Origin of the sequence: Streptomyces sp. NBC_00670 (assembly GCF_036226765.1) — a bacterium.
Classification (GTDB): Bacteria; Actinomycetota; Actinomycetes; order Streptomycetales; family Streptomycetaceae; genus Streptomyces.
The window spans coordinates 38,772-63,145 of sequence record NZ_CP109017.1 but is presented as its reverse complement, the minus strand read 5'-3'; the positions used below and the strand labels follow the sequence as shown (position 1 = coordinate 63,145).

Sequence of the window (24,374 nt, the reverse complement as noted above, 5' to 3'; positions counted from 1 at the left end):
AGCCCAGGCTCACGAAACGGTCTCACGTGGCCTACACCCGGTCCCAGAGGCGACCCCTTACGCACACGCGAAGAAAACAAAGAGCAGCTTCGAGCAGCGTCGGCCGGACCTTGCGGGAAAGCTGCCAGGCTCTTCACTGCAAAAAGGCTGGTGAAGGTGCCCTGCGGGCACGGAGTTCCGCGACAAGGGAGTCAGCGCGTCACATGTCCGGCCGTGTTCAGCTGCGCCCCCACCAAACAGAAGCCGTCGCCGCGGGAGTGGACGGCCCTGAGCGGCACGCGACACGCGGCCGCGACCATCATCGCCGCTTGCGGCACCGGCAAGACCCTCATCGGCAAGCGCGTCGCCGAGCACTTCGCTGCGCGGCGCCCCGTCCTCGTCCTCGTCCCGACCCTTGAACTCCTGACCCAGACCGCGGCCCGCTGGCTGGCCGACGGCGGCTTCGACCAGCTCATCGGCGTGTGCTCACTGCCCGGCGTTCACGACCGCAGCCTGCGCGGCCGTCTGCTGCTCACCGCAGACGCCCGGGTCCTGGCCCGCCGCGTCGCCGAGGGAGGACGCATCGCCGTCTTCGCCACCTACGCCTCCCTGCCCACCATCGCCGAGGCCCACCGTGGCGAACGGCTGCCGCCCTGGGCCTTCGCCCTGGCCGACGAAGCCCACCGCACCAGCGGCGACTGGGACAAGCGCTGGGGACTCATCCACGACGACCGCGCCATCCCGGCCACGCACCGCCTCTACATGACCGCCACGCCCCGCAACTGGCGCACCACGCAAAATCCAACGGCGCGCACCCGGATCGAACGACTCGCCTCGATGGACGACCCCACCATCTACGGCCCCGTCGTCTACCGCCTGGACCTGGCCGAGGCGATCGAACGCGGCATCCTCGCCGACTACCAGCTCATCGTGCCGGAAGTCCACGACAGGATGCTGCGCGAGATCCTCCACGACCCCCTGCCCACCCCGCATCAGGACGGGCTCCGCCTGGCCGCGATGCAGGCAGCCCTGCTGATGTCCATGGCCGAACACGACGTGCGCCGGGTGCTGTCCTTCCACGGGCGGATCGCCGCCGCCCGCGGTTTCGTCGCCTCCCTGCCGGAGACGGCCGACGTGCTCTCCGACCGCACCGGCATCCGAAACCCCTGGGCGCACGCCCTGTACTGTGGCCAGGCGCCCTGGCGACGCCAGCAGATCTTCCGCGAGTTCGAGCACTTCTCCGCCCACACCCCGGGCAGCGCCGCCGCCGGCCACGACTGCGCCGTGCTCGCTAGCGTCCGAGTGCTGAGCGAAGGCGTCGACGCCCCCGACACCGACGGCATCCTGATCGCCGATCCGCGCCGCAGCCCGAACAACATCGCCCAGAGCATCGGCCGGGCCCTGCGCAAACCCCCGGGCCAGGCCAAGTGCGCCTCCATCTTCATCCCCGTCTACATCGCGCCCGGCCAGTCCACCCGACAGGCCATGGAGTCCTCCTCGTTCTCGGACTTCTGGCGCTTCTTCAACGGACTCGCCGTCTACGACACCAGGGCCTACCAGCGCTTCGGCTCCCGCATGAAGGCGCGACCACAGCCCCTTGCGCCGCGCCCGCACCGCGCCGGCGACGTCACCCGCACCCTGAAACTGCGCACCCACAAAGCCCCCAACAACGCCTTCTGGAGGGACGGTCTGCAGGCCGCCCAGGCCTTCCGCACCCGCCACCATCACCTGAACATTCCCAGCGAACACGTCACCAGCGACGGCCTGGCCCTGGGCCAGTGGATCGGCCAGCAACGCTCCCTGTACGCCGCGGGAGCCCTGCCGGCCGACCGTATCGCCGCCCTCACCAGCATGGGGCTGTCCTGGCCGCATCCCCCCGAAAGCTTCGAACACCACCTGGCCCAGATCACCGCCTGCGCCGCCCGTCACGGCACCCTCGCCCTGGGCAAGAACGCCCACGGCGGCGACCGCCGCCTGGCCGCCTGGCTGGAGACCATGCGCTGCCGCGCTGACACCGGCCGGCTCGCCCCCGCCCGCATCGCCTCCCTCAACGCCGTCGACCCCTTCTGGAACCCGCCCTGGAGCCTGCGCTGGCAGTACACCTACGCGCAGATCAGACGCCGCCTGACCACCAGCACCTGGCGGTGCACCTACCACCGCCACGACAGCCGTGACTCCGCCTGGGGCAGCTGGCTGGACCGCCAGATCACCCACATGCACCTGCTCGATCCCCAGCAAAAACATCTCCTGGCCGCCCTGGCCCGCGCCTGCCCCGACGCCCACCCCCACAGCATGCTGCTGACCCGACCCACCGGCCTGCGCGAGCGGGCCTTCAACCGCGGGCTGCGCGCGGCACGCCAGTACCACCAGCGCCATGGGCACCTCGACATGCCCAAGGACCACACCGAAGAGGTTTTCGGCGAACAGGTCCACCTCGGGGCCTGGCTGGCTCGACGGCGCAGGGACAGCGCCCAGATGACGCCCCGACAGCAAGCCGGCCTGGCGGCTCTGGGCTTCGAGACGATGCTGGTCTTCCTGTCGCCCGCGCAGCCACTTCGTGAGACGGCTGCCTGAACCAGCGACCACGCTCCGCCGGGCGGGCGGACGTCAGTCCTTGCCCATGCCGGCCGAGAAGTACAAGACGCGCGAGCCGCGCTTGGACCGCCCCGCCCGCCCCTGCGCGACCAGCGCCTCCAGCGCGTGACGCATCGCAGGCTCCTTGATCCTCCGGCCTGGGTGCGCCCGGGCCAGTGCGGTGGCGACGTCGTGCGACGAGCAGGGCTCGCCCCGCCTTTTCAGCTCATCGGCCACCAGATCCCGAAGCGTCGGCGCCTTCTTCCCCGCCTTCGGTGCCCCGTCACCCCGGCCACAATCACCAGCGGCACCGTCGCCGGTGTGCGGCACGCCGCCGGACACAAGCGGAACGGCAGGACTGCTGCCGGTCGTGGCTGCACCGTCCGGCCCCGGCTCCGGGCAGGCGGCGGGGGAGTGACCCGACAGGGCCTCCCGCATGCTCAGTAGCAGCGCGTGATTGCCCTCCAGGGTGTGAAGCTGATCCTGCAAGGCGGTGATCTCCGCACGGACACGCTCGCGATCCTTCTCGACGAGCTCCAGGTCGGCATCGATCTTGGCCGCGTAGTCCGTTCTGAGGGTGAGAAGTTCCGAGACCGCTTCCACTATGACGTCCAGCCTCCCGCAGAAGTGCGCACTTCGGGGGACGCTAGCGTCCGCACGGCAATACCCGGCCCCTGAGAACGAAGAGGGACCGCTCTTTGCCCGACCATGCGCGCAACGCGGTCAGTTGTCGTCATTGTTCGACCGGTTCCATATTCCGACCGGGTCAGGCGGCGCCGAGTTCGGGGGTGTGTAGCTGCTGCGTGGTTCCGAACACCTCGTCGAATGCGAGGGAGCATCTCGTGGGCACCAGGTGGTAGGGGGAGCCTGAGCCTGCGGCGGGTTGCGGACCTGTGCGGCCCAGTATCAGGACGTCCAGGGGAGTGAGGACGTCGAGGTTGTCGAAGACGTAGCAGATCGGCAGCTGGGTCCATGCGGCGAGCTGGAGGTGCGCCATGACGGCGGACCGTTCCACCGCATGGCGCTGGGTGATGCGGCTGGTCATGCGGCTCTTGCAGTCGATCAGAAACACCTGCCGGTCCTTGGCGGCCACCAGATCGGGTGTCCACCGCAGCGAACTCTCCGTGCCCCGCAGGGCGACTCGCACCGCTTCGGTCAGCACGCCCTGGCCCCAGGGGCTGACGTCCCATCCGCGCAGGGCGAGTTCCTCAGCGACACGTTTTTCGTGCGCGTCGCCCACGGCCTTCCTTTGCTGAAAGCTCGGCATACCGGCAAGTGTTGCTCTCCTCCTGCGACTTCTCATTGCGATGTCATCCATGTTTCTCACCTCGATGTCATGGGGTGTGCCTGGTCAGAACATTGATTCGTTGACATCGAGCGAGGAGGTTCAGTGACATGAAATGAGAATCCCCAGCGCATCGATGTGAGAAGTCCATAGGGTCAGGGCTCTGACCTGCTGATTTCTTCCGTTCGTGGAGGCGCCACGCGCTTGAGGAAGGTGCGGGCGCGGGGAAGACGCATGAGGATCATCGTGGACAGACCCCCACGTGTGTGGCGAAGACACCCGCGCTACGACGAAGGTCTCCGCAGGCCGGGCAAACACCCACGCGTGGGGGGAGAGACGGGCCGGAATGGTTCGAACTGCTGTACCCGACGGGCAGACCCCCACTGCGTGTGGAGAAGACCCTTGGTGACCTTGCGGGCTTGAAGATCAGCGGGCTGTCTTTTAGTTACTTACACGTGCTGGCTGTGCTGGTGCTGGATGTTGCCTCACAGTGGTTGCCTTGCGCGGTCCTGAACTGCCCAGCTGCTAGTCGTCTTTGGGACTGACGCGGTGGATCACGGCTGTTAGCTGTTCGCGGAAGCGGGTGGCTTGACTGCGTGCACTGACCGCTTGAGCCTCGCGTGATCACAATGGGACGCTGCCCTGGTGCGGCGCCGGCTGCAGGGCACCGCTGTGCGGAAGTCCCATCCGCCGGCGCAGGTACTCAGTCGCGAGAACGGCGTGGTGAAGGCTCTTGACGATGCGTCCGTCGGCAAGCGCACGGCCCTCCCAGTCCGGGTTGGTTCGGGCCCAGTCGATACTGCCCAGGCGCTGAAGGTACGGCGCCCACTTGCGGGGGCTTTCCGACTGTCTGAGAAGGACATTGCCGATCGATCCCAGACAGTGCAGAGCAATGCCGTGACTGTGCAGGTAGGTTTTGCGGACCTCGGCCGCGTGCAGCACACGGCGGCGGACCATCTCCCATTGCGGGATCACGGCATCCACAGCGCCCCAGTACAGATCAGCGAGCTGGAGCTGACGTGCGGCATCGGCTTCCATGCCATCCAGCAGGTTCCGGTTGCCGTAGTACAGGGCAGACAGGGTGAACAGCTTGCCGGAGCGCGCGCTGACAACTGCACTTTCCATCTCGACAAAGCCCTTGAACGTTGGCGAACCCGCGGCGAGCAGACGCGTCATCGCTGCCAGAGTGTCCGCGCCGCGGGAAGGGTCTGCAGGCGACACCGGCCACGGCAAAGCCGCCCTGAAAGCCAGCGCGGTCGCCTGCTCCGTGCGCAGTCCGCAGGCGCGGTCCCAGGCAGCGGTCCACTCCTGAACGGCCGTCCCGCTGACCCCGCATGCTTTAACGAACGCCGCGAGATGGCGGCGGGACGGGATGGCCTGCCGGCTCACCACGCGATGGAGCGTGCTGTGTGGCAACTCGCCATGCCCCCCAGCTCTCTGCGCCAGTGCGCGCAGTGACGGCACGCCAGCACTTCGGCGCAGGTTGATCATCGCCGCGTGCAACCCGGCGAAGTCCGAAACGTACTCGGGGCGTACCACAGTCGGTGAGAGGACTCCGGGACCCGCCTGCACACCGGCCTGCCGTGCTCGGCGCCACAGCCTCCTGGCTTCGGCGACATCAGCCCCACAGACCCTGGCGTAGACCTCGACAACCTGCAGACGCGGGATCCGGTTGCCCTGGGCTGCGCGCGAGAGCGTGCTGTGCGTGTAGCTGGTTCGCTCGGCCATCCGCTGATACGTGAGCCCTGCGCGCTGACGTTGAGCACGCAGCCACAGGGCCAGCGCCCTGAGCGCGGGTTCGGCTGCCGGGCTGATCTGCCCTTCCGGACGTCCCATGCCGCCACGCCCTACGCCTGAGCGGGCGCGGAACCGGCCTGCGGCGAACGCCCGTACACCCAGGTGGCAAGCACACCGGAGCCGATCAGCAGGTCAACCACGGCCAGCGGCGAGGAACCGGCCCACGCAACGACGGCGACCAGGACCAGAATGAAGATGATGACGATGGTCCCACCCCGCCCAAGGCGCGGGGACACAAGTGGTGCACTGCACGGGCACGAAGCGGGACGGCGTTCCGCCATACACATGGTGTTGCTCCTGACGATGGATTCCGCAAGGTCGTTGTCTGGTCAGGCGGTTGGCGTCGCCTGGGGCCCGATCCTGGCACCCCCAGGGGCCTGGCCCAAGGCCGACCAATGACGTTGACGCACCCCTGTCCCGGCCCGCCGCCGCTGTCGCGTCCTTTGACGACCACAGATGCGCAGCTCACACGATCCACTCGCAGGGGTTTGTGCGTGCCTGTCCAGACCGCTGTTGCACTGCACGGATGGTGCTGAGACGCTCCAACAGCGTTGTACTAGGCTCCCTCGGGGCCCTCCTCGGGCGTTCTGTGGATTCCGCACGAGGAACGCGTAGGCCGTGTTGGCGCATGAGCCTGATCGTCGGCTGGTGTCGCAGCGCGCGTGCGACACCAGCCGACCGCCGCTGCCTGAGCAGCCATGACATCCGAATGAGATGGACACAGCCACCAGGAACAACAAACGTCCCCCGTTAGGGGAGACCCCCCAGGTGGCGTCGATCATCAACCGCAAGGCCACGTACGAGTGGTCGACCAATCTGACCGCGCAGTTCGGTCCTCGGGACACTGAGGGGGCGTGTTTGCGTCACGGTGCTTCTTCCGACTGTGAGCTGGCGCAGCGAGTGTCGTCGAATGCCGTGCGGGCATGCTGCACAGCAGCGGTCAGCTCGCTCAGGAGTGCTGCCAGCGCGGCTGGGGCATCGGCTGCATGGATCTCCCACTCGCTGCGCCAGTGTTCCTCGCGCTGGTTTCCATCTGGCAGCCAATGCTCGGTGTCCACCACGGCGTGAAGGCGCAGCTTCTCGTCGTCCAGGACCTGGATGGCCGCCGATGCGGTCAGAGTGTGTGACTGACGGGGAAGGTTCTCCACCACGCAGAGGAAGCCGCGTTCGTAGTGGACGACCTCTCCGGGGACGCCAGGGCTTCGTGCGTGCAGGTGTCCGGGTACGGCCGTGGTCCGGGAGTAGCTGTCCACCTCGGTCCCAGGCCACAGGCTCAGCTGCGAGGCAAGCCTCGCCGCACCCTCTGCGAGCTGTGTCAGAGGCTCCTGGACGAGAAGGGCCGCGGCCCGCCGGCGTGCTTCGGCCTCGGTTTCAGCGCTGCGCAGCGCCAGCAGCCGCTCTGCCAGGGAGCCGTCCCGCCGTGGAGCGGGCCAGGCCTGGGCGGACAGCGGCCGAGGCTGTGGGACGATGCCCTCGAAGGGATAGCAGTGCAGCCTGCGGTTGAGGAACTGCAGGTACTCCACGGTGACGTCGGGGTAAGGCTTGAGGGCTTCCAGCAGGCCTCGTACGTGCTCCTGCGGGAATGCGTTGCCCAGGACGACACCGGTGAGTGCGGTCCGGATGTCGACGTAGTCGAACTCGGTGGACTGATTCAGCAGGATGAGCCGGTACTCGGCCTCGCTGTCCCAGTCGATGTGCTTGCGGAAGAACAACGAGTCCTTGTTGGCTTCCGCATAGGCCAGGGCCACGGCATCCGCTCCGAACTCCGCGACTTGGCCGACATCGACTCCGCGGGTGGGGGGACTGTCCTGGCTGCTGAGGTACCGGACCGGACCGTGGAAGGCGAAGCTTGCGGGACCGGCGTGTTCGAGAAAGGATTCTACGAGCTTGTCCCAGTCGAACCTGAGGCACACGCCGGTGTGCCCGGCACCGTAGTGCGCCCACTGCGACAGGTGGGCCCATCCCCGCAGTGCATCGGGGTTGAACACATCGGATGGCAGGGCTACGTCCTGGGTCAGGCATCCGACCTTGGCGTGCAGGCGCAGCTGCCGGTCGATCTCATCCCAGAGGGAGAAGCCGGCATCGAGACCTTCGTCGTCGTGATGCGCGCTGAGCGTCGGGTAGTGAGGCTGTGATTCCCACAGGTCATTGGTCGACTTGTAGGGCGAGAGACGCAGTGTGCCCGTGGCCAGGATGCCGGTGACCGCAGCCGTGGTGCTGGTGTAGTGGAAGAGCTGGCCGGTCACGGTCCGCGGGGCCGTGGCCACCTCGTATTCGCTGTAGGTCTCGAACGCCAAGGCCGGGTGTGCGGGCGCCCGGAAGCCGCTGGAGAGCTCATGGTCGGTGGTCATGCACAAGTCCCTTTGCTGTCCCGGTCCGCCACCGGTTCTCGCAGCCGGCGGCAAGCAACCTTACCCCATTTTCGTCATTATGACGACAATAGTGGGTGGGGGGCGCACCCCGGGCGGCCGCCACAGGCGTACGGGCGTCGGCAAGCTGCAGGACCGACCGGCTGGCGACTCGCATCGTGCAAGTGAGTGCAGAACCGGTTCCTGCGGACGGAGGAAAAGCTCAACTTCCCCTCTGGGGCGCCTATTCACGTGAAGAGACCCCCACTCATGTGGGGAAGACGGTCTCCACCGGGAGGAGCTGAGCGGTGGGTCGGACGGACCCCCGCGTTCGTGGAGAGGATTCCCTTGGGCGGTCAGGTGCGCCCAGGCCCGGAAAGATGAACCCCCATGAGTGTGGGGAAGGCTGGCCGGATTCGGCGATGGTGGCGGGGATCCGGGGCAGACCCCCACGCGTGTGGGGAGGACGCGGATGACAGTAGCGACCCGTACATCTGGAAGGACAAACCCCCGCGCGTATGGGGGGCGTTCCAAGGTGATCGTTGTCGACCGGGGCAAGGTTGACAGACCCCCACGTGCGTTGTGGGGACGCCTTCGACCTGGTTCTGCTGCTCGCTCAGTGGGACAGACCCCCGCAAGCGCGAGGAAGACGTGCTGGCCTCGTTCCTGTTCGCCGACCCCAGGGACAGACACCCGCCTGCGTGGGGAAGAAGCTCCCTTGGGGCTGCGCAACCGGCTTGTCGGCGACAGACCCCCACGCGTGTGGGGAGAACAGATGGATCTTCAGGGCGGAGAGGTAGGCGCCTGGCAGACCCCCACGGCATGTGGGGAGCGTTCCTGGATTCACCGAGACCATATCCATCAGCAGGGCAGACCCCCACACGTGTAGGGACGCCGAGCGCACCTTCGGCAGCGTCAACACGCTCGACAGACCCCCACGCGCGTGGGGAAGACGGAACCGACTGGGCAACCGCCACCGAGCAGCGGGACAGACCCCCACGTGCGTGGGGAAGAAGACTCCTCGTGCGGCTCGAGCCCGCGCAGGCAGATGGAGAGACCCCCACGGGCGTGGGGAGTCACCGCCTGAGCCTGATCATCCAGTTCGTTGGCCGGGACTGACCCCCACGTGAGGTGGGGCCATCGTTGGCATGCCGCCACCGACCGCGGCATCCGCGAAACACCCCCCCCGTACGCGGGGAACCCAAAAAGAACTCAGCGAACGCATCGCCGCCACCGATAGACCCCCACCCGTGTGGGGAAACACAGGTCCCCGAGTGGCCCATGATGACCAGCAGGGGCGCACCCTCGCAGGACGAGGAAACCGGTGAAGCCGGACCGCAGATTACACCCCCCGGTACCCGGGACCCCGCATCGGGAAATGATCGACATGCGGCAGGATGGGCATCAACGTCATTGATTCCAGGGTGGGTTGGCGCATGGGGAGTGGCTGGTGGGAGTGCGGGAGGACGCCCGGCGCGAGGGGATCGATCTGACGCCGTGGGGCAAGTTCGACCGCGGAGAGTGGGTGGTGTATCCGCTGCTGTTTCATCTGCTGGATGTCGCGGCGCTCGCGGGCGTGGTCTGGGACCGGTATCTGACCCGCGGTCAGCGTCGGCTGATCGCCGCAGGACTGGGGCTGACTTTGGCGGAGGCGCGCTGTCTGGTGATGTTCATCGCCAGCCTGCACGATCTGGGCAAGCTGTCCGCTTTCCAGGAACAGGAGGCGCATCCCTGGGCCCGGGTCAGCGACACTCTACGTGCTGACACCCGTAATTGGCGGCGTATGCCGCACGAACGGGCGTCCATGCACAGTGTGTTGCACCTGCTGGCCGAGGCCGGCTATCCGGCGGACACCTCCGACAGTCCCGGGGTGCTGGTCGCGCAGATCCTGGGCGGCCACCACGGCCGGTTCCTGCAGGTCGACATCGACGGCGCGGCCAAGGCCTCCCGGGTCAACCTCACGCTGGGCGGGCCGGCCTGGCAGGATTTGCGCCGCCGCTACTTCGCCCTGCTGCGCCATCTGACCGGCGCCACCGCGGTGCCCTCGGATGTGTCGGTGCCGGCGGCCGTGCTGATCACGGGGGTCGGTATCATCGCGGACCGGCTGGGCAGCCAGCGTCACTACTGGCTGCCCAGGGCCCAGGCACCCGCCTTCGGTGCCGGCCAGCACTACGCACAGGCCGTCCGGGACGCCCCCGCTGTGGTCGAGGAGTCCGGGCTGACCCGTATCACCCTGCCAGAGGTGCCGTTCACACAGGCCCATGGTGGCCTGGAGAGGCCGAACGACCTGCAGGCTTCGGTGATTCGGCAACTCGCCGCCGTGGTGGGGGAGAAGGGGCCCGGCATCCTGGTGGTCACCGACGCCACCGGCGGCGGAAAGAGCGTTACCGCGCTGGAAGCAGCGCGGATCTTCAACGCCTCCGGTGACACGGCCGGCATCCTGTGGCTGCTGCCGACCATGGCCACCACCGACGCTGCCTATGACCTCCTCGAGGCCTACGTGGCCGCTCACCAGCCCGAGCACGCTTCGGTCTCCCTGGTCCACAGCCACAGCTACGACAACACCGCCTACACCGACCACCGCCTGGCCACCCACGAACCCTCCACCAGCGACGCCTACTGGCCCGACAGCGACGACGGCGACGACAATGGTGGTGAGCCGGCTGCGGGGGAGCGGCCCGAGAACCGCGTGACGGTGCCGGACGGCTGGCTGCGCGGCTGGGACCGGGCCCTGCTGGCCCAGTTCACCGTCGCCACCCACGACCAGGCCCTCATGGCCGCCCTGCCAGTCCGCTTCAGCGCCCTGCGCATGCTGGCCATCTGCGGACGGACCGTCATCATCGACGAAGTCCACGCGCTGCCCCCCTTCATGCGGCAGACGCTGTCTCGGCTGCTGCACTGGCTGGGCGCCATGGGCTGCCCCGTGGTGCTGTTGTCCGCGACCTTGCCCGGCCACATCAGCGGACAGCTCGTACGCAGCTATCTCGACGGCGCTGGCCACCCGCACTCCGCAACGGCCCACCTGGACTGCCGGCCTCCCTATCCCGGCTGGCTCTACGCCGCCGCCTCGGACGCCTCCCTCACCCGCATCGACCCGGCCGCGGCCGAAGCCCACGCCGACCGCCACCGCCGCCGCGCCGACCTCCGTCTTTACCCGGTGCACCACCCCTCCTGCACCGACCCCGAAGACACACCCGCCCGGGAGAGCCGCCTGGAGCGAATCACTCAGGAGATCGCCCCCATCGCCCGCTCGGGCGGCTGCGCGGCGGTGTACTGCGCCACCATGGCCGACGCCCAGACCACCTACACGCATCTGCGTACCGCCCTCGACTGGCCGGACGGCGGCCCTGACGGCCAGCTGCTCCTGCTGCACGCCCGCCTGCCCGGCCACCAACGCGAGGCCCTCACCCGCCGTATCCGCACCGCCCTGGCCTCAGCCGGCGAGCGCCCCGGGCGGCTGGTGGTCGTCACCACCAGCCTGCTGGACATGAGCCTCAATATCGACGTAGACGTCATGGTCAGCGACCTGGCGCCCCTGCATACCCTCCTGCAACGCCTGGGCCGCCTGTGGCGCTTCGACCACATCAAGCGCCCCGCCTGGCTGTCCAGCGACCGCCCCCGCCTGATCGTCCTCGACCCCACCGACCATCGCGGCCGCACCCTCCTGCCGCCCGCCTGGCGCCCGTTGGACTCCCCGTTCCTGCCGCTCGCCACCGCCACCTACCTCGCCCGACGGCCCGAGCAGCCGCTCACCCTGCCCGACGACGTGCAGCAGCTCGTGGAAGCCGTACACGGAGACGCCGACGCCCTGGCCCGCACCGATGCCGCCCTGCGCCGCAGCCACACCCTGCACCAGGCCCGCATCCGCACCGAGGAACACCACAGCCTGCTGCACCTGGTTCCGGCCTGGCACGACACCCTCTCGCTGTCCGATCTGCACCGCCAGAACCTGCACCCCCGCGAGGCCGCCACCCGCCTGGGCGCCATGCCCCGTCGCCTCCTGCCCGTCTACCGCATGTCCTGCGGCCGCCTCGCTCTGGACGCGGCCGGCACCCGGCCGCTGCCCGAGCACCGCAAACCGACCACCGCACAGATCCGCACGATCCTCCAGCACACCCTGCCCGTCCCCGCCGCCTGGGTCGCCGGCCGCGCACGAGACCACCACGTCCCCGCCTCCTGGCGCAGCCACGCCCTCCTCGCCGACCTCGTCCTGCTCCCGCAAGACGCCGGCGATCCCACCCGGCCGGTGCGCTTCGGACGGCACCGTCTTCACCTCGACGACGCCCTGGGACTGGTCCACACCCAGGACTGAAACGCCCTCCCCGCCGCACACTGCCCGCCCGAACTCCTCTCATGGGCGTGCCGTTGCTGCTGGACGGGACCAGCGCCCGCCGTGTGCCGTACCGAGTGGGCAAGCCGCGGCCCTGCGCGGTCGCCGCGCCAGACAGCGCACGCCGCGGACCGCACGGCTACGCCTGCCGCCCCCTCAGAGGCGGGCGGCGCTCCTTGCCCGAGGCACGCAGCAGTGCGACGCCAGAAGGCAGGGGCGCTGGGAGTCCTCGTGTCAGGCCGCCAGGGCTTCTCACTCGATGCCACTGCTTCGCCGCTTGAACCAGGCGGAAATACGTGACATCTGAGCGAGAGCTGGCGGTGACATCGAAATGAGAGCAGGCATCCGCTGCGCCGCAGTTACGGATTGAGGGCCCCAGCCGGAAATGACTTCCGTTCAAAAAAAGGGGCACCGACCGGTAATTTCCCGCTGAACTATGTGGTTCGGAAGCTGCTTGTCTATGGCTAATATGGAAATGCGGAGCCCGGGCTGACGTTCGATCCCGGCCTCGCGCGCCCTGCCTGCTGCGCTGTGTGCACCGCACCCTTGGTACTCCCGCGTCGCAGGGGCAGCACACTGGCGTGGCCTGACCCGGCACGCGCCCCTGCCGCCCTGCCACTATTCCTTTCTGCCGCCCCGCGCCCCTGGCGCCTCGGCCTGCGCAGAATTCTGGCGCCACACGTAAGTCTCCCCAGAGATTCCCTTTTTCTTCACACCCGGCAATGGAGCCTGTGTGTCCTTACCGCACTTTCAGACCGACAAAGAACCGTGCATTCCCGTCATCTTCCCGGACGGGCACCAGGAGGAGCTGGGATGGCGGGACGTACTGCTGCGCGCCCACCTCATCAAGGACCTGGCACTGCCGGTGCCGCCGGCGGCATCCGCCGTCCTGCGCCTGCTCGTTGTGATGGCCGCACGGATCAGCGGCCTGGACGCACGGGGAGAGCGGCGCATGACGGCACGTCAGTGGGCGGCCCGCCGCCGCGAGTTACTGACGCATCCCGACGGGTTCGACCCCGACGCCGTACACGCCTACTTCGACAACTACATCTGGGACCTGTTCCACCCGGTGCGGCCATTCCTGCAAGACCCGAGACTGGCCAGCCAGTGCCCGCAACGCGCCGGCGTCAATAAGCTCGTCTTCGGCCGCCCCGAAGGCAACAACCTTTCCTGGCTGAGCCCGCACTCCGACACCGACCCGCAGCCGGTGCCCAGCGCACAGGCGCTATGGCACCTGCTCATCCACCACTACTACGGCGCGGCCGGCCAGTGCTCCGTGCGCACCGTCGGCGGCCGCTCGCTCAACCGTGCCAAAGCCGGCCCACTGCGCTCGAGTCTGTCCTTCCACCCCCTGGGCCGGACCCTGTACGAGACCCTCCTGGCCGGCATACCCAAGCCCGACCCGTCGTGGCCGGACGCCGTGGACCGCTGCCCGTGGGAGGAGCCGCTGCCCGCCCCCGACCCTGACGACGACCTTGACCTCGACGATGGCCTGGACCCCGATGCCGCGCCGCTGCCGGTGTCATCACCGGGCCGGCTGCTGACCGGCCGCTCCCGCCACGCCGTCCTCCTCATCCCCGCACCGGACGGACGCCAGGTCATCGACGCCTACCTGACCTGGGCCACCCAGAAGAAACTCCCGGCCTTCGACCCCTACCTCATCCATCACTTCCATGCGGACGAGCCCGTCACCCGGCGCCACAGACCACGCCGCGCGGACGCCGACCGGGCCCTGTGGCGCGACCTGGACGCCCTGCTGCTGGCGGGCGACGAGGACGACCGCAAAGGCTCACAGGCAAAGAGCGGCAAGGGCCGCTACACCGTCCAACGCCCGGACGCCTTCACAACCCTCAACGACCTGCCCCCCGACCTGCGCGCCGCCCTGCGGGTGAGGGTCTACGGATTCGACCAGGACGGCAAGACCACCAACCGCACCTGGTACACGGCCCTGACCCCGCCGATCTGGCCCTGGACGCAGGAGTGCGATCCGGGCGCGGCTGAGCGGATCGCCGAATGCCGCAAGGCCGCCGAGGAGATCGGCACCCACCTCGACCGCCTCTCCCAGGACGCCTGGAAGCAGACCACCAACTCCGGCAGCCCCCGGCACCTGCCGCCCTGGACCCGCAGCGCCCGCACCCTGTACTGGCCCCGCGCCGAGTCCACCTTCTGGAGCCTGCTGGACGAACCCGTCCGCAGCGCCCGCGCGGCGTTCGCCGCGGACGCCATCGACGCCCTGCGCACCGCCACCCGCCCGGCGATCGCCCAGCACTTCCGCGCCGCCGAAGCCATTGCCACAGCCCTGGCCCAGCTACGACTGCGCAGCCGCTGACCTTCCCTCACCACAGCCCTCTGCCCTCTATTTGCCGCCCTATCGAAGGCTGCCACCCCTATGCCCGTCACCACCGCACAACGCCGCGCCCACTACGACGACTTCGTCCACCAGGTCATCACCCTGTGCGCGGTCAACGGCATCCGCGCCGACCTCAACTCAGGCTTCGGACGGCCCGTCGCAGAGTGCTCCCGCATGCCAGAGCACCTCACCCGGCACATCGCCGGCTTCGGAGCACGCCGCGCCCACTACACCGTGGCCTCACTCATCGCCCTGCACCGCGACCTGCCCCACGAAGACGGCCCCTACCGGCCAGAGCTGCCCACCCCCGGCAAGAACCCGGACACCACCGCACCGACCGCGACCGCAGCACCCGCGGCCGACCACCTGGCCCCGGCATCGGCAGCGAGCCCGGCTGAGCGGCCCTGGCGCAGCCGTCCCGATCTCGGCACCCACCTCGCCATCGCCGTGGCCCGGTACGGCTTCAAGGAAGCCACCATGACCAACCGCGTCAAAACCCTCACCCGGCTCGACACCTCGCTGCTGCACCCGAGGCTATGGACGCTGACCGGCCACCTGAACAGCCGCGGCGCCGCCCGCCTCGACTTCGCCGTCCTGCTCGAGGACCTGGCCTGGTGGGACGACGACCGCCTCGAGACCGCGGCCCGATGGCGCGAGAACTACTTCCTCACCCTGCACACCCTGACGTCCAAGGAGCACTGACATGGCCGCCTACGCACCCGCTCGCTACGCCGACTTCCACATCCTGCACCCCCTGCCCGCCTCCCTCCTCAACCGGGGAGAGGACGACCTGCCCAAAACCCTGAACCTAGGCGGCGTGGTCCGCGCCCTGGTGTCCTCACAGTCCTGGAAGCGAGCCATCCGCCTGCGCCTGGAGGACGTCCTGGACGAGCACGCCGCCCGCACCCGCATGCTGCCCCTGCGCGTGGCCGACGCCCTGCGCGCAGCCGGCTGGCCCACCGACCTTGCCGCCTTCGCCGGAACCCAGATCGTGCGCTCGGCCACCACAGAAGGCATCAAGACCGAGGAAGACCAGCGCGGCATCACCTCGGCCACCCTCTACCTGCCGCGCGACGTCCTCGACGACCTCACCGACCTGTGCACCGAACACCGCCCACAACTCGAAGAAGCCCTCGCCAAGGAAACCGCCGCACAGTCCGCCCCGGCCAAGGGACCCCGCAAGAAGCCCAAGGCGGAGGCCGTCCTGCCCACACCCAGGGTTGCTTCCGTGATCCGCCGGCGCACCGCGACCATCAACCTCTTCGGCCGCATGCTCGCCGAGGTGCCCGACGCCCACGTCGACGGCGCCGTGCAGATGGCACCCGCCTTCACCGTCCACCCCAGCTCCCCCCAGCCCGACTACTTCACCGCCGTCGAGGACTGGGCAGCCCCGAACGAGGCCGGCAGCGCCCACCTGCAGACCGCGTTCTTCACCACCGGCCTGCTCTACCGCTACGCCACGGTCAACCTCACCGAACTGACCCGCAACCTGAACGGCGACCACGACCACGCCCTGCACCTGCTGGGCCTGTTCGCCGACGCCTTCATCGACGTCATGCCCGGCGCGAAGAAGACCTCCACCGCCCCGCACACCTACCCCCACCTGGTCCACTACACGATCCGTGACCGCCGCCCAGTCTCCTACGCTGGCGCTTTCGAACAGCCCGTCAAGCACGCGCCCGGCGGCGGCCACACCGCTCCCGCCATCACAGCCCTGTCCGAGCATGCTGGCGCTCTGAACCGGCTGCTGGGCACCCGCCGCCTCGTCGGCTGCGGCTACGCCACCCTGCACCCCGGCCCCGTCGACCACCTCGGCACCGCGCACGCCGGTCTCGACGACCTCATCGACGCCCTCACCAAAAACGCGGCCCTGCCCACCGGGACCCTCGTATGAACGGCATCCTGCTGCGCCTGGCCGCACCGCTGATGTCGTTCGGGGAACACGCCGCCTTCCACTACCGCGACACCCTCCCCTTCCCCTCCCGCTCGGCCCTCATCGGCCTGTTCGCCGCCGCCGACGCACGCCCCCGCAGCGAAGCCCTCGCCCCCGACCCGGCCACCGGCCAAAATCCCTACACCGACCTGACGTTCACCGTCCGCATCGACCGCCCCGGCACCCGGCACACCGACTACCACACCGTCGGCGGCGGCCGCCCGCACCGCCAGGGCCTGCGCACCAGCAGCGGCGCCTACCGCCCCCGCGAGAAGTCCACCCTCATCACCGAACGGGTCTACCTCGCCGACGCCGTCTTCACCCTCGCCGTCCAAGGACCCGACCCGTTCCTGGAACACCTCCTGAAGCGGCTCGAACAACCCGCCTTCGGCCCCTACCTCGGCCGGCGCGCCTGCCTCCCCAACGAACCCCTCGTCCTCGGCGGCCCGCACCCCGACCCCATCGGTGAACTCCTCCACCACGTCCCGCTCAGCCTCACCACACCACCGCGCACCGGCCAGGCCACCGTGCCCGTCGCCTTCGTCTGGGAACACCCGCCCTCCCACGTGCCTGCCGCGCACAGCGAACGCGAAGTCGCCGATGTCCCCCACGACTTCACTCCCACACGGCGCTTCCACAAGACCCGCCGTACCTGGCACACCACCGAAGACCTGCCCGCCGCCCTGTACGCCCCACCCCCCGCGCTCACCGAACTCACCGCCTACATCCACCAGGACGCCACCCCGTGACCAGCACCCCAACCGCCGCCCTCGCCACCACAGCGACACTGACCCGGATCCGCCTCAACCGCCGCAGCCCGGCCGCCCGCCGTGACCTGGCCGACGCCGTCAGCCTGCACAAGAGCGTGATGCTCCTGGCCCCCGACGACCTCGGCGAAAACCCCCGGCAGCAGGCCGGCCTGCTCTTTCGCCTGGAAGACGCCACCGACGACACCCCACCCACCTTGCTCGTCCAGTCCCACCAGCCGCCCGACCTCACCCGCCTGCCCCACCACTACGGCAGCGCCGAAACCCGACCCCTGCACCCCATGTTCCAGGCCCTCACCCCCGGCCGAGCGGTGCGCTACCGCATCACCGCCAACGCCAGCGCCGCCCGCCGCGTCCTGGACGACCACCACCCCGTCGACAACAAGCACGGCAGAAAAGTCGTCGCCCTCTACGGCGACGACGCCCTCGCCTGGTGGCAGCGCCGCGCCCACCAAGCCGGCCTCAGCCTGGCCACCACCGACATCACCCCCGCCCGCTTCCCCCGCACACGCCGCCGCGCCGACAAGCCCGGCGAACAAGCCCACTCTCCCGGCCCCATGCACGCACTGACCCGCTTCGACGGCCTGGCCACCATCACCGACCCCGACCAACTCAGCCACGCCCTACTCACCGGCATCGGCCGCGGCAAGCCCTACGGCGCCGGTCTGCTCACCCTCGCCCCCGCCTGACCCACCCGCGCCCCGACGCGCGCCACCCCAAGAAGGACCCCGACGCGTGCCCGCCACACCACCACCCAACGGCCCCTACGACACCACCTCCCTGCGCGCCGCCGCCGTACGCCGCCTACTGCGCCTGCGTAATGCCGAACGCCTGACCCACTACGACGTGCGTACCGTCGCCGCCGCCTTCACCGTCCACTGGCGCACCGTGCGCCGCTGGATGGACAACGCCACCACCCACAACGGCACCTACACCCCCCAAGGCCGCCGCCACTTCACCCTCACCCCGGCCATGCACGAAGCCCTGGCCCGATGGAACGGCAACGCCGCAGCCACCTACCGCGAACTCGTCGGCGACGGCATCTTTGGCAACCCGCCCCGTGTATCCCAGGCAACCTTTTACCGCGCCGTAGGCCGGGAACTCACGCCCGGCCAGCGTGCCGCCCTCAGAGGAGGCGAAGCCGCCCGCCGCCGACACGACGTGCACGCCCTGCGCCCGCACGGCAACCGCAACGACGTCTGGGAGACCGACCACGTCGAAGCCAGCGTCTTCGTCAACATCGACGGCCGCCGCCGCAAACCCTGGATCACCTGGTTCATCGACCACACCACCGCCGTCATCTGCGGGCTGGCCATCACCCCCCACCAGCCCAGCCAGGACGCCATCCTGGCCGCCGCCCGCGACGCCATCCTCTGCACGGATCACCACCGGCCCTTCGGCGGCATCCCCCGCAAGATCCGCACCGACCGTGGCCGCGACTTCCTGGGCAGGTGCGTGGACGAGGCGTTCAAAAAGTTCGGCACCGAACTGATCGTCCTGCCGCCCTACAGCCCCCACCTCAAAGGCACCGTCGAAGCCATCAACGGCGCCGCCAAGCACATGCTGTTCAAAGGACTGCCCGGCTACGCCCACACCCCCCGAAGCCGCCGCGACCGCCGCGGCCAGCCCCTGTGGGCTTTTAACGAACTCCTCGACTACGAAACCTTCGTCACCGTCGTCCTCGACTGGGTGGACTGGTGGAACAACGACCACACCATCGCCCGCCTCCACCGGCGCACCCCCGCCCAGGCCTGGCACGCCGACCTCACCCCCATCGACACCCTCGACCCCGCCGACCTGCACACCTACACCCTCACCGACGCCGGCCCACCCCGGAAGGTCACCAGCAAGGGCGTCCGCTGGAAAAGCGCCTACTACGTCGGCGACTGGATGCACGGCCATTCAAGCGCCGGCGAGATGGTCCGCCTGCGCCACGAACCCCACCACTACCACCGCGTCGAACTCTACGACGCCGACACCCTCACCTACCGCGGCCCCGCCTTCCGCAGCGACGAAATGAGCCCCCGCCAAGCCCGCGCACTGCACAACGCCCGCCGACGCGAAGCCGACCGCTACGCCGCCAAAGCCCGTCGAGCACGCAAAAACGCCACACCCCGCTACGCCGCCACCAGCGTCGCCGCCGCGCCCGAACCCCTCAACCGGCTCACCGCCAGCCAGGCAGCCGCCCAGCTACGCCAGTTGCAGACACCGGAAGGTCACCTGCACGCCGAGGCCCGGCCCGACCTCCTCAACCGGCCCCAGCCCGACTCCGCCCGCTGGACCAAGCCCCGGCCCGGCCCCAAGCCCCAGGACACCGAGTGACCCACCCGACGACCACGCCCGAGAACCAGCCGACCGCTGGCCCGAACTACCACTACATGGGCCTGCCCGGTGCCCGCGCCATGCTGACCCAGGCCAGCGCAGAGACCTACGCCAACCTTGTCACCACCCTCAACGCCGACGCCGGCAAGGGCGCCATCATGTGCGTCCACGGTGGCGTCGGCCTGGGCAAGACCTTCGCCGTCAACAGCCACCTCGACGATCTCGCCCCCCACACCACCCTGCGCATCAAAGTCGGCTCCGCCAAAATCCAGGCTCTGCGCGCCGCCCTGTACAAGAAGCTCGACCTGCCCGGCGAGGCCCCCCTCAACAGCACCCGCTGCGAAACCCTCCTCAAGGAAGCCCTGTCGGAAACCCCGCGCGTCCTGGTCGTCGACGAAGCACAGTGGCTGGACACCCGGCCTTCGAATTCATCCGCGAGCTCTGGGACGACGAGGACACCCGCCTCGCCGTCGTTCTGGTCGGAGCCGAAACCTGCTACCAGAAGATCAAGAACCGTCCGGCTTTGGACTCCCGCATCCTCGTCTGGCAGCGCTACAAGCCCCTCACCCCGGCCGAAGTCCTCACCGTCGTCCCCGAATACCACCCGCTGTGGGCGGACGTACCCACCGACGAACTGCTGTGGATCGACGACGTCGCCTGCCACGGCAACTTCCGCCAGTGGGCCAAAATCACCTACCTGCTCCGGGAACAGCACGGCGGCGCAGGCCCGAAGGGGGCCGGTAGCGCGGGTCTGACGCACCCGCCCACTCCACACAGCGCAGCCGCACCGCTCCATCCCTACAGCCGGGACCTCGTGCGCGCCGTCCTCAGCCGCCTCGACCCCACCCAACGCCACACCGACTGAAGCGCCGCCCCCGCTGATGAGGATCTCGGCGTCTTGGCGTATCCGCACCGCCACGGGAGCTGGCGGTGCGGCACAGGCAACTATCCGCGATACTCCACGCCCGGTGACCCTCAACGTTGGGGAGCGGCTGGCACATCCACCCTCCCGGAGGTGTCGAACAACGACCAACCCGCCACAACCAACGCATCGTATGGGCCGCTTGCCCCGGAGCCCCGTCTAGGCCCACGAAGCCAGGCTCGTCCGGCGCCCGCTCGCTGGTCAGCGGCCGGTTGACTGTGTTCGTTGAGGGCGGACCCCCACCCAAGTGGGGAACAACCAGGTGGTGACGCCACCGGTGGTGCGGCCGTAGAAAGACCCCCACTCACGCGGGGATGACCCCTTGCTGACCTGCGAGGCCAGTTTTATCGATAGAGGATCTTACTCATGTGGTCCGGGCGGCAGTCAGCAGTGCCTTCTGCCGGAGGGCAAGGCGGAGCACGCGAACCGGGCTGGACAGGCGGGACAGCCACCGGCAGTGGCCTTGTCGGACGAGCCGCACCTCTCGCGTGGCAGCTTGCCCGGCTGCTATGGACGCCGGCTGGTTAGAGGCTGTTGTCGGTGACGGTTCCGCGCTGCACGAGCTCGTCGGCGGTGCAGCCGCGTCGCTGTGCCATCGCGTGGAAGGTTTCCCGCTCGCGCTGCCAGGACAAGGCCCGGTCGGCTGCCGTCTGACGGATGTACTCATCAGCGGACAGGCCCAGAGCGGCGGAGTGGGCGGCGATCGCCTCTCGCTCCGCAGACGTGAATGTCATCGTGGCCTCCTTTGGCCGGTGGGTCTGCTGCTCGGCGGGGAGCCGGGCGTAACCCCTGCGCAGGCCATGACGCTACCCGTTGCGCGGGCTTCAGCCCGCGCTCTCTGCAGTGGGGTGGGTGTTGATCCAGGAGAGGCCGCCGAGGTCGAGATGGTGGCGGGCTCGGGTGACGGCGACGTAGGCGAGGCGGGCGTCGGTGTCGCTGACAGATTCCGGAATGGGCTGGCCTTGGGCGTCGTGCTGGTCGGTGTCCTTGGGCGGGGGGAAATCATCGGCGATCTTGACGGTGGGCCATTCGCGGCCCTTGGCGGTGTGGGCGGTGGAGACGGTGACGTCGGCGTGCTGTTCGTCGGTGAGCTGGTCGACAGCGGTGAGGATAGCGTCGGGTCCGTGGGTGTCGACGAGGTCGACGAAGGGCTGGAGGTCACGTCCTGCGGGGTCGTGGGCGGCGTAGTCCTGCAACTCGCCCCACGAGGCGAAGAGCACGAGCTCGGGGTGGGAGGTGCGGCGGCCGTTCTTGAGGTCGCGGGCCGCGAGCGCGAGCGCGGCCAACTGCTGGCCGCCTCGGGTGAGCGCGACGCGGTGGCCGGCGGAGAGCAGGCGCATGACTTCGGCCATGGCGCCGATATTGGTTCGGCACAGCACCGCGTTCGGCCGGTCGAGGCTGCCGACTTCGGTCGCGATCGTGTCGGTGCCGGTCAGACGGATGGGGGCGTCGGCGAGTGTGAGCCACCGGTTGGCCTCTTCGGCGATCAGCGGGCCGAAGCGGAAGGAGCGGGTCAGCGTGAGAGGAGTGGCGTCGAAGCCGGTCATCACGTCCCGGGCCCCGCGCCAGCCGTAGATGGCCTGCGCGGAGTCGCCGACCATGACGAGCTGGGCATGGCCGCGCTGGGCGGTGAAGACCTCCTCCAGAACCGGGTTGGTGTCCTGGGCCTCGTCGAGAAAGAGGAAGTCTGCCTCGATCTTCGGCTCGGTCAGGGCCCACATTTTCAGGTAGTGGTCGTGCTCGAAACGGACCACCCCCTGATCGGGGTTGTGCAGGTCGGCCCAGGCCTTGGTCGCGAACGGCATGACCTCGTCGGCAAGTCGGGCATGGCCGCCGGGTGTGTCCAGGCCGCGCAGTCGTGGCACGTGGTGACGGGTCAGAGTGCGGTCGGCGGAGTAGCAGTAGCGGGTGACGGTGCGCAGCACGGTGTGGGAGAGCACGCGGGGGCTGATCTCGTGATCGCCGATGCGGACCGGACGCGTGATGCCGAGGGCCTGGCCGGTCTTCCACGCCGGCTGGCGGGGGCTGTTGAGCCGGCGGGTGTAGCGGTGACCGACGGCGGCGAAGGCTGTGGCGTGGGCGGTCTTGCACAGCACCGTGCGGGGGAAGCGGCCGGCGGCGTCCTGGGCGATGTTCTTGTTAAAGGCGAGGTAGCGGCCGCGGCGGTGGGTGCCGGCCGCGAGGAGGCCGAGGGTGCTGGTCTTCCCTGTCCCGGCGCCGGCCTGCAGGACGAGATGGTGACCGGCCCGGAAAACGTCGGCAGCGTGCGCCTGTTCGTCGGTAGGCGTGTGCAACAAGAACTCCGCGAAAAGGAGGAAAAAGCATCGGAAGGGGCAGGAATCGGGCCGTGAAGACCAGGACTTCTTCGATGGTGGGGTGGGCGATCAGGCTCTCGAGCCGGTTCTCCGGGCGCCGGGCGCGTTCCAGCTCATGCTGGGCACGGTCCGCGGCCACGCACTTGGCTGAGCACATCCTGCGGCCGCTGCCCAGGGCCGATGCGGCCCGGCGGAGGCCGCATCGGCTCGAGGGGCCGAAGGCGATGTTGACCAGAACCCGGTTGCACCGGTTGGGGTAGTGCGTGGTCAGGATGCCGATCGGCGCGCCGTACCCCGTTGGTGCCGCGGCACGTGCAGGGCACTGCCCAGGCTGCGTGGGCTCTGCACCGCCATCAGCCGGGTACGGTCCGCGTTGGCGGCCGGCCGGACGCTTGCCCGGGCGCGCCGAAGCCCCGTGCGGGCGGCGGGCCTGGGCAGGGTGAGCTCGAGGGCGTGGAAGGGCGTCATGGGCCACCTGCCTCATGTGCCCTGCCCGTGGGGCCTGGGCGTCGGGGGCGGGCTGGAAGGCGGTTGTGAATGTGCTCGTGGTGGGCCAGAGGGTCGAAGGGCTCCCAGTCGGCCACCGCTAGGTCGGCGGCCGAGGGGATGGCGGCGTGCTGCAGGCAGCGCTGGGCCCGCCAGCGCAGCTGCTCGGCGTACGGGAGGCCGCTGAGGTCGTAGACGGCCATGACCGCGGCGGGCAGGGCCAGCTGCCCGCTCCTCGCAGTGGCCGGGACCAGCCTCCAGATGCCGGCCGGGGCATCGGGGGAGAGCAGGGTATTGGTGCAGCGGTGCCGGCGCCGGGTCTGGGCGATGCACTGGATCTCGTCCACCGGGCGGGCGGCGAGGTAGCGCACGTACAGCAGCTGCACGACAGGGCGGGCCGGGCGGCAGGCCGCCGAGTCCCCTCGCTGGGGCGCCGGGCTCTCTGAGGAGGCCGGGGGAGGGGTGAAGGCGCCGGCGTCGATCAGACGGCGGGTGTTCACGGCCAGCGACCGGCGCAGCCCGGTCAGCTCGGGAGGCGGCGGGGGAGTGTCGCGGGCGGGACAGACGACGGCGTGCGGCAGACGGCACCAGCTGCTGCCATCTCCACCCGGCCAGGCAACACCGGAGCTGACATGCCAGCGGCACACGGAGGGCACCCGGGCGGCCGGAAGCTCGTGCGGATGAAGGCGGACGGGCCGCTGAGCGCCGCGGTGGTACCACTCGATCCGGTTGCCGCACTCGCGGCACCGGTCACCCTGGCCACAGCGCAGCAGCCGGCTGACGCCGTCGGGGGATACGCGCAGGGAACGGCGCACGCGGTGGGCGAGGGGGCTTCCGTCCCAGTGCCGGGCCGGGGGATCAGGTGTGGGGCACATGCGGGCGAACCTGCCAGCCAACACGCCGGACCCGCGGCAGCCGCTCTGCCGGATCGCCCGGTCAGCCTCATACGGCGCGACTGGAGTTCGA

16 protein-coding genes and 1 pseudogene are annotated in these 24,374 nt (G+C 69.5%); 10 read left to right on the top strand and 7 right to left on the bottom strand.

Going from position 1 to position 24,374, the window contains the following annotated elements:
* Positions 1–213 precede the first annotated feature (213 nt).
* Positions 214–2,553: a DEAD/DEAH box helicase gene (locus OIE12_RS00260; protein ID WP_329130382.1), complete on the top strand. Its 2,340-nt coding sequence runs from the start codon at positions 214–216 to the stop codon at positions 2,551–2,553.
* A gap of 33 nt (positions 2,554–2,586) precedes the next feature.
* Here the strand turns inward: OIE12_RS00260 and OIE12_RS00255 are convergent, their stop codons facing one another.
* The 4 genes from OIE12_RS00255 to OIE12_RS00240 all read right to left on the bottom strand — a co-directional run bounded on the left by OIE12_RS00255 (position 2,587) and on the right by OIE12_RS00240 (position 7,986).
* The gene (locus tag OIE12_RS00255) at positions 2,587–3,156 is read right to left on the bottom strand and encodes a hypothetical protein (protein ID WP_329130380.1); all 570 of its coding nucleotides are present in this window, start codon (positions 3,154–3,156) and stop codon (positions 2,587–2,589) included.
* A 163-nt stretch (positions 3,157–3,319) separates the two neighbouring features.
* Positions 3,320–3,820, bottom strand: coding sequence for a hypothetical protein (locus OIE12_RS00250; RefSeq protein WP_329130378.1), 501 nt, complete (start codon positions 3,818–3,820; stop codon positions 3,320–3,322).
* A 642-nt stretch (positions 3,821–4,462) separates the two neighbouring features.
* On the bottom strand, positions 4,463–5,674 hold the full coding sequence (locus OIE12_RS00245) for a DNA sulfur modification protein DndB (RefSeq protein ID WP_329130376.1): 1,212 nt from the start codon (positions 5,672–5,674) through the stop codon (positions 4,463–4,465).
* An 824-nt stretch (positions 5,675–6,498) separates the two neighbouring features.
* Positions 6,499–7,986, bottom strand: a complete 1,488-nt coding sequence (locus OIE12_RS00240; RefSeq protein WP_329130375.1) for a DUF2971 domain-containing protein — start codon at positions 7,984–7,986, stop codon at positions 6,499–6,501.
* A gap of 1,447 nt (positions 7,987–9,433) precedes the next feature.
* On the opposite strand from OIE12_RS00240, the gene cas3 reads away from it, so the two are divergent.
* From cas3 to OIE12_RS00195, 9 genes and pseudogenes are all read left to right on the top strand, one after another.
* The gene (cas3, locus tag OIE12_RS00235) at positions 9,434–12,295 is read left to right on the top strand and encodes a CRISPR-associated helicase Cas3' (protein WP_329130373.1); all 2,862 of its coding nucleotides are present in this window, start codon (positions 9,434–9,436) and stop codon (positions 12,293–12,295) included.
* Between the two features lie 751 nt (positions 12,296–13,046).
* Positions 13,047–14,642: a type I-E CRISPR-associated protein Cse1/CasA gene (gene casA / locus OIE12_RS00230; RefSeq protein ID WP_329130371.1), complete on the top strand. Its 1,596-nt coding sequence runs from the start codon at positions 13,047–13,049 to the stop codon at positions 14,640–14,642.
* Positions 14,643–14,702: 60 nt separating this feature from the next.
* The gene (locus OIE12_RS00225; protein ID WP_329130370.1) at positions 14,703–15,365 is read left to right on the top strand and encodes a type I-E CRISPR-associated protein Cse2/CasB; all 663 of its coding nucleotides are present in this window, start codon (positions 14,703–14,705) and stop codon (positions 15,363–15,365) included.
* Position 15,366: 1 nt separating this feature from the next.
* Positions 15,367–16,557 carry a type I-E CRISPR-associated protein Cas7/Cse4/CasC gene (gene cas7e / locus OIE12_RS00220; protein ID WP_329130368.1) on the top strand — a complete coding sequence of 397 codons (1,191 nt, stop codon included), beginning with the start codon at positions 15,367–15,369 and terminating at the stop codon, positions 16,555–16,557.
* Positions 16,554–17,345 carry a type I-E CRISPR-associated protein Cas5/CasD gene (gene cas5e, locus OIE12_RS00215; protein ID WP_329130367.1) on the top strand — a complete coding sequence of 264 codons (792 nt, stop codon included), beginning with the start codon at positions 16,554–16,556 and terminating at the stop codon, positions 17,343–17,345. Before cas7e ends, cas5e begins: the two co-directional genes overlap by 4 nt.
* Positions 17,342–18,052, top strand: coding sequence for a type I-E CRISPR-associated protein Cas6/Cse3/CasE (gene cas6e / locus OIE12_RS00210; protein ID WP_329130365.1), 711 nt, complete (start codon positions 17,342–17,344; stop codon positions 18,050–18,052). Before cas5e ends, cas6e begins: the two co-directional genes overlap by 4 nt.
* Positions 18,053–18,098: 46 nt before the next feature.
* The gene (locus OIE12_RS00205) at positions 18,099–19,685 is read left to right on the top strand and encodes a Mu transposase C-terminal domain-containing protein (protein ID WP_329130363.1); all 1,587 of its coding nucleotides are present in this window, start codon (positions 18,099–18,101) and stop codon (positions 19,683–19,685) included.
* Positions 19,686–19,741: 56 nt separating this feature from the next.
* A pseudogene (locus OIE12_RS00200) lies at positions 19,742–20,038 on the top strand (ATP-binding protein); the annotation flags it as partial.
* Between the two features lie 50 nt (positions 20,039–20,088).
* On the top strand, positions 20,089–20,550 hold the full coding sequence (locus OIE12_RS00195; protein ID WP_329142385.1) for a hypothetical protein: 462 nt from the start codon (positions 20,089–20,091) through the stop codon (positions 20,548–20,550).
* 581 nt (positions 20,551–21,131) lie between these two features.
* Here the strand turns inward: OIE12_RS00195 and OIE12_RS00190 are convergent.
* The 3 genes from OIE12_RS00190 to OIE12_RS00180 all read right to left on the bottom strand — a co-directional run bounded on the left by OIE12_RS00190 (position 21,132) and on the right by OIE12_RS00180 (position 24,283).
* The gene (locus OIE12_RS00190) at positions 21,132–21,341 is read right to left on the bottom strand and encodes a hypothetical protein (protein WP_329130361.1); all 210 of its coding nucleotides are present in this window, start codon (positions 21,339–21,341) and stop codon (positions 21,132–21,134) included.
* A gap of 90 nt (positions 21,342–21,431) precedes the next feature.
* On the bottom strand, positions 21,432–22,901 hold the full coding sequence (locus tag OIE12_RS00185; protein ID WP_329130359.1) for a UvrD-helicase domain-containing protein: 1,470 nt from the start codon (positions 22,899–22,901) through the stop codon (positions 21,432–21,434).
* Positions 22,902–23,386: 485 nt separating this feature from the next.
* The gene (locus OIE12_RS00180; protein WP_329130357.1) at positions 23,387–24,283 is read right to left on the bottom strand and encodes a DUF6083 domain-containing protein; all 897 of its coding nucleotides are present in this window, start codon (positions 24,281–24,283) and stop codon (positions 23,387–23,389) included.
* Positions 24,284–24,374: the final 91 nt, after the last annotated feature.

Coding starts and splice junctions, on each gene's coding strand:
- OIE12_RS00250 (WP_329130378.1), bottom strand. CDS start 3,820: ATGCCGAGCTTTCAGCAAAGGAAGGCCGTGGGCGACGCGCACGAAAAA.
- OIE12_RS00245 (WP_329130376.1), bottom strand. CDS start 5,674: ATGGGACGTCCGGAAGGGCAGATCAGCCCGGCAGCCGAACCCGCGCTC.
- OIE12_RS00240 (WP_329130375.1), bottom strand. CDS start 7,986: ATGACCACCGACCATGAGCTCTCCAGCGGCTTCCGGGCGCCCGCACAC.
- OIE12_RS00225 (WP_329130370.1), top strand. CDS start 14,703: ATGCCCGTCACCACCGCACAACGCCGCGCCCACTACGACGACTTCGTC.
- cas7e (WP_329130368.1), top strand. CDS start 15,367: ATGGCCGCCTACGCACCCGCTCGCTACGCCGACTTCCACATCCTGCAC.
- cas5e (WP_329130367.1), top strand. CDS start 16,554: ATGAACGGCATCCTGCTGCGCCTGGCCGCACCGCTGATGTCGTTCGGG.
- OIE12_RS00190 (WP_329130361.1), bottom strand. CDS start 21,341: ATGACATTCACGTCTGCGGAGCGAGAGGCGATCGCCGCCCACTCCGCC.
- OIE12_RS00180 (WP_329130357.1), bottom strand. CDS start 24,283: ATGTGCCCCACACCTGATCCCCCGGCCCGGCACTGGGACGGAAGCCCC.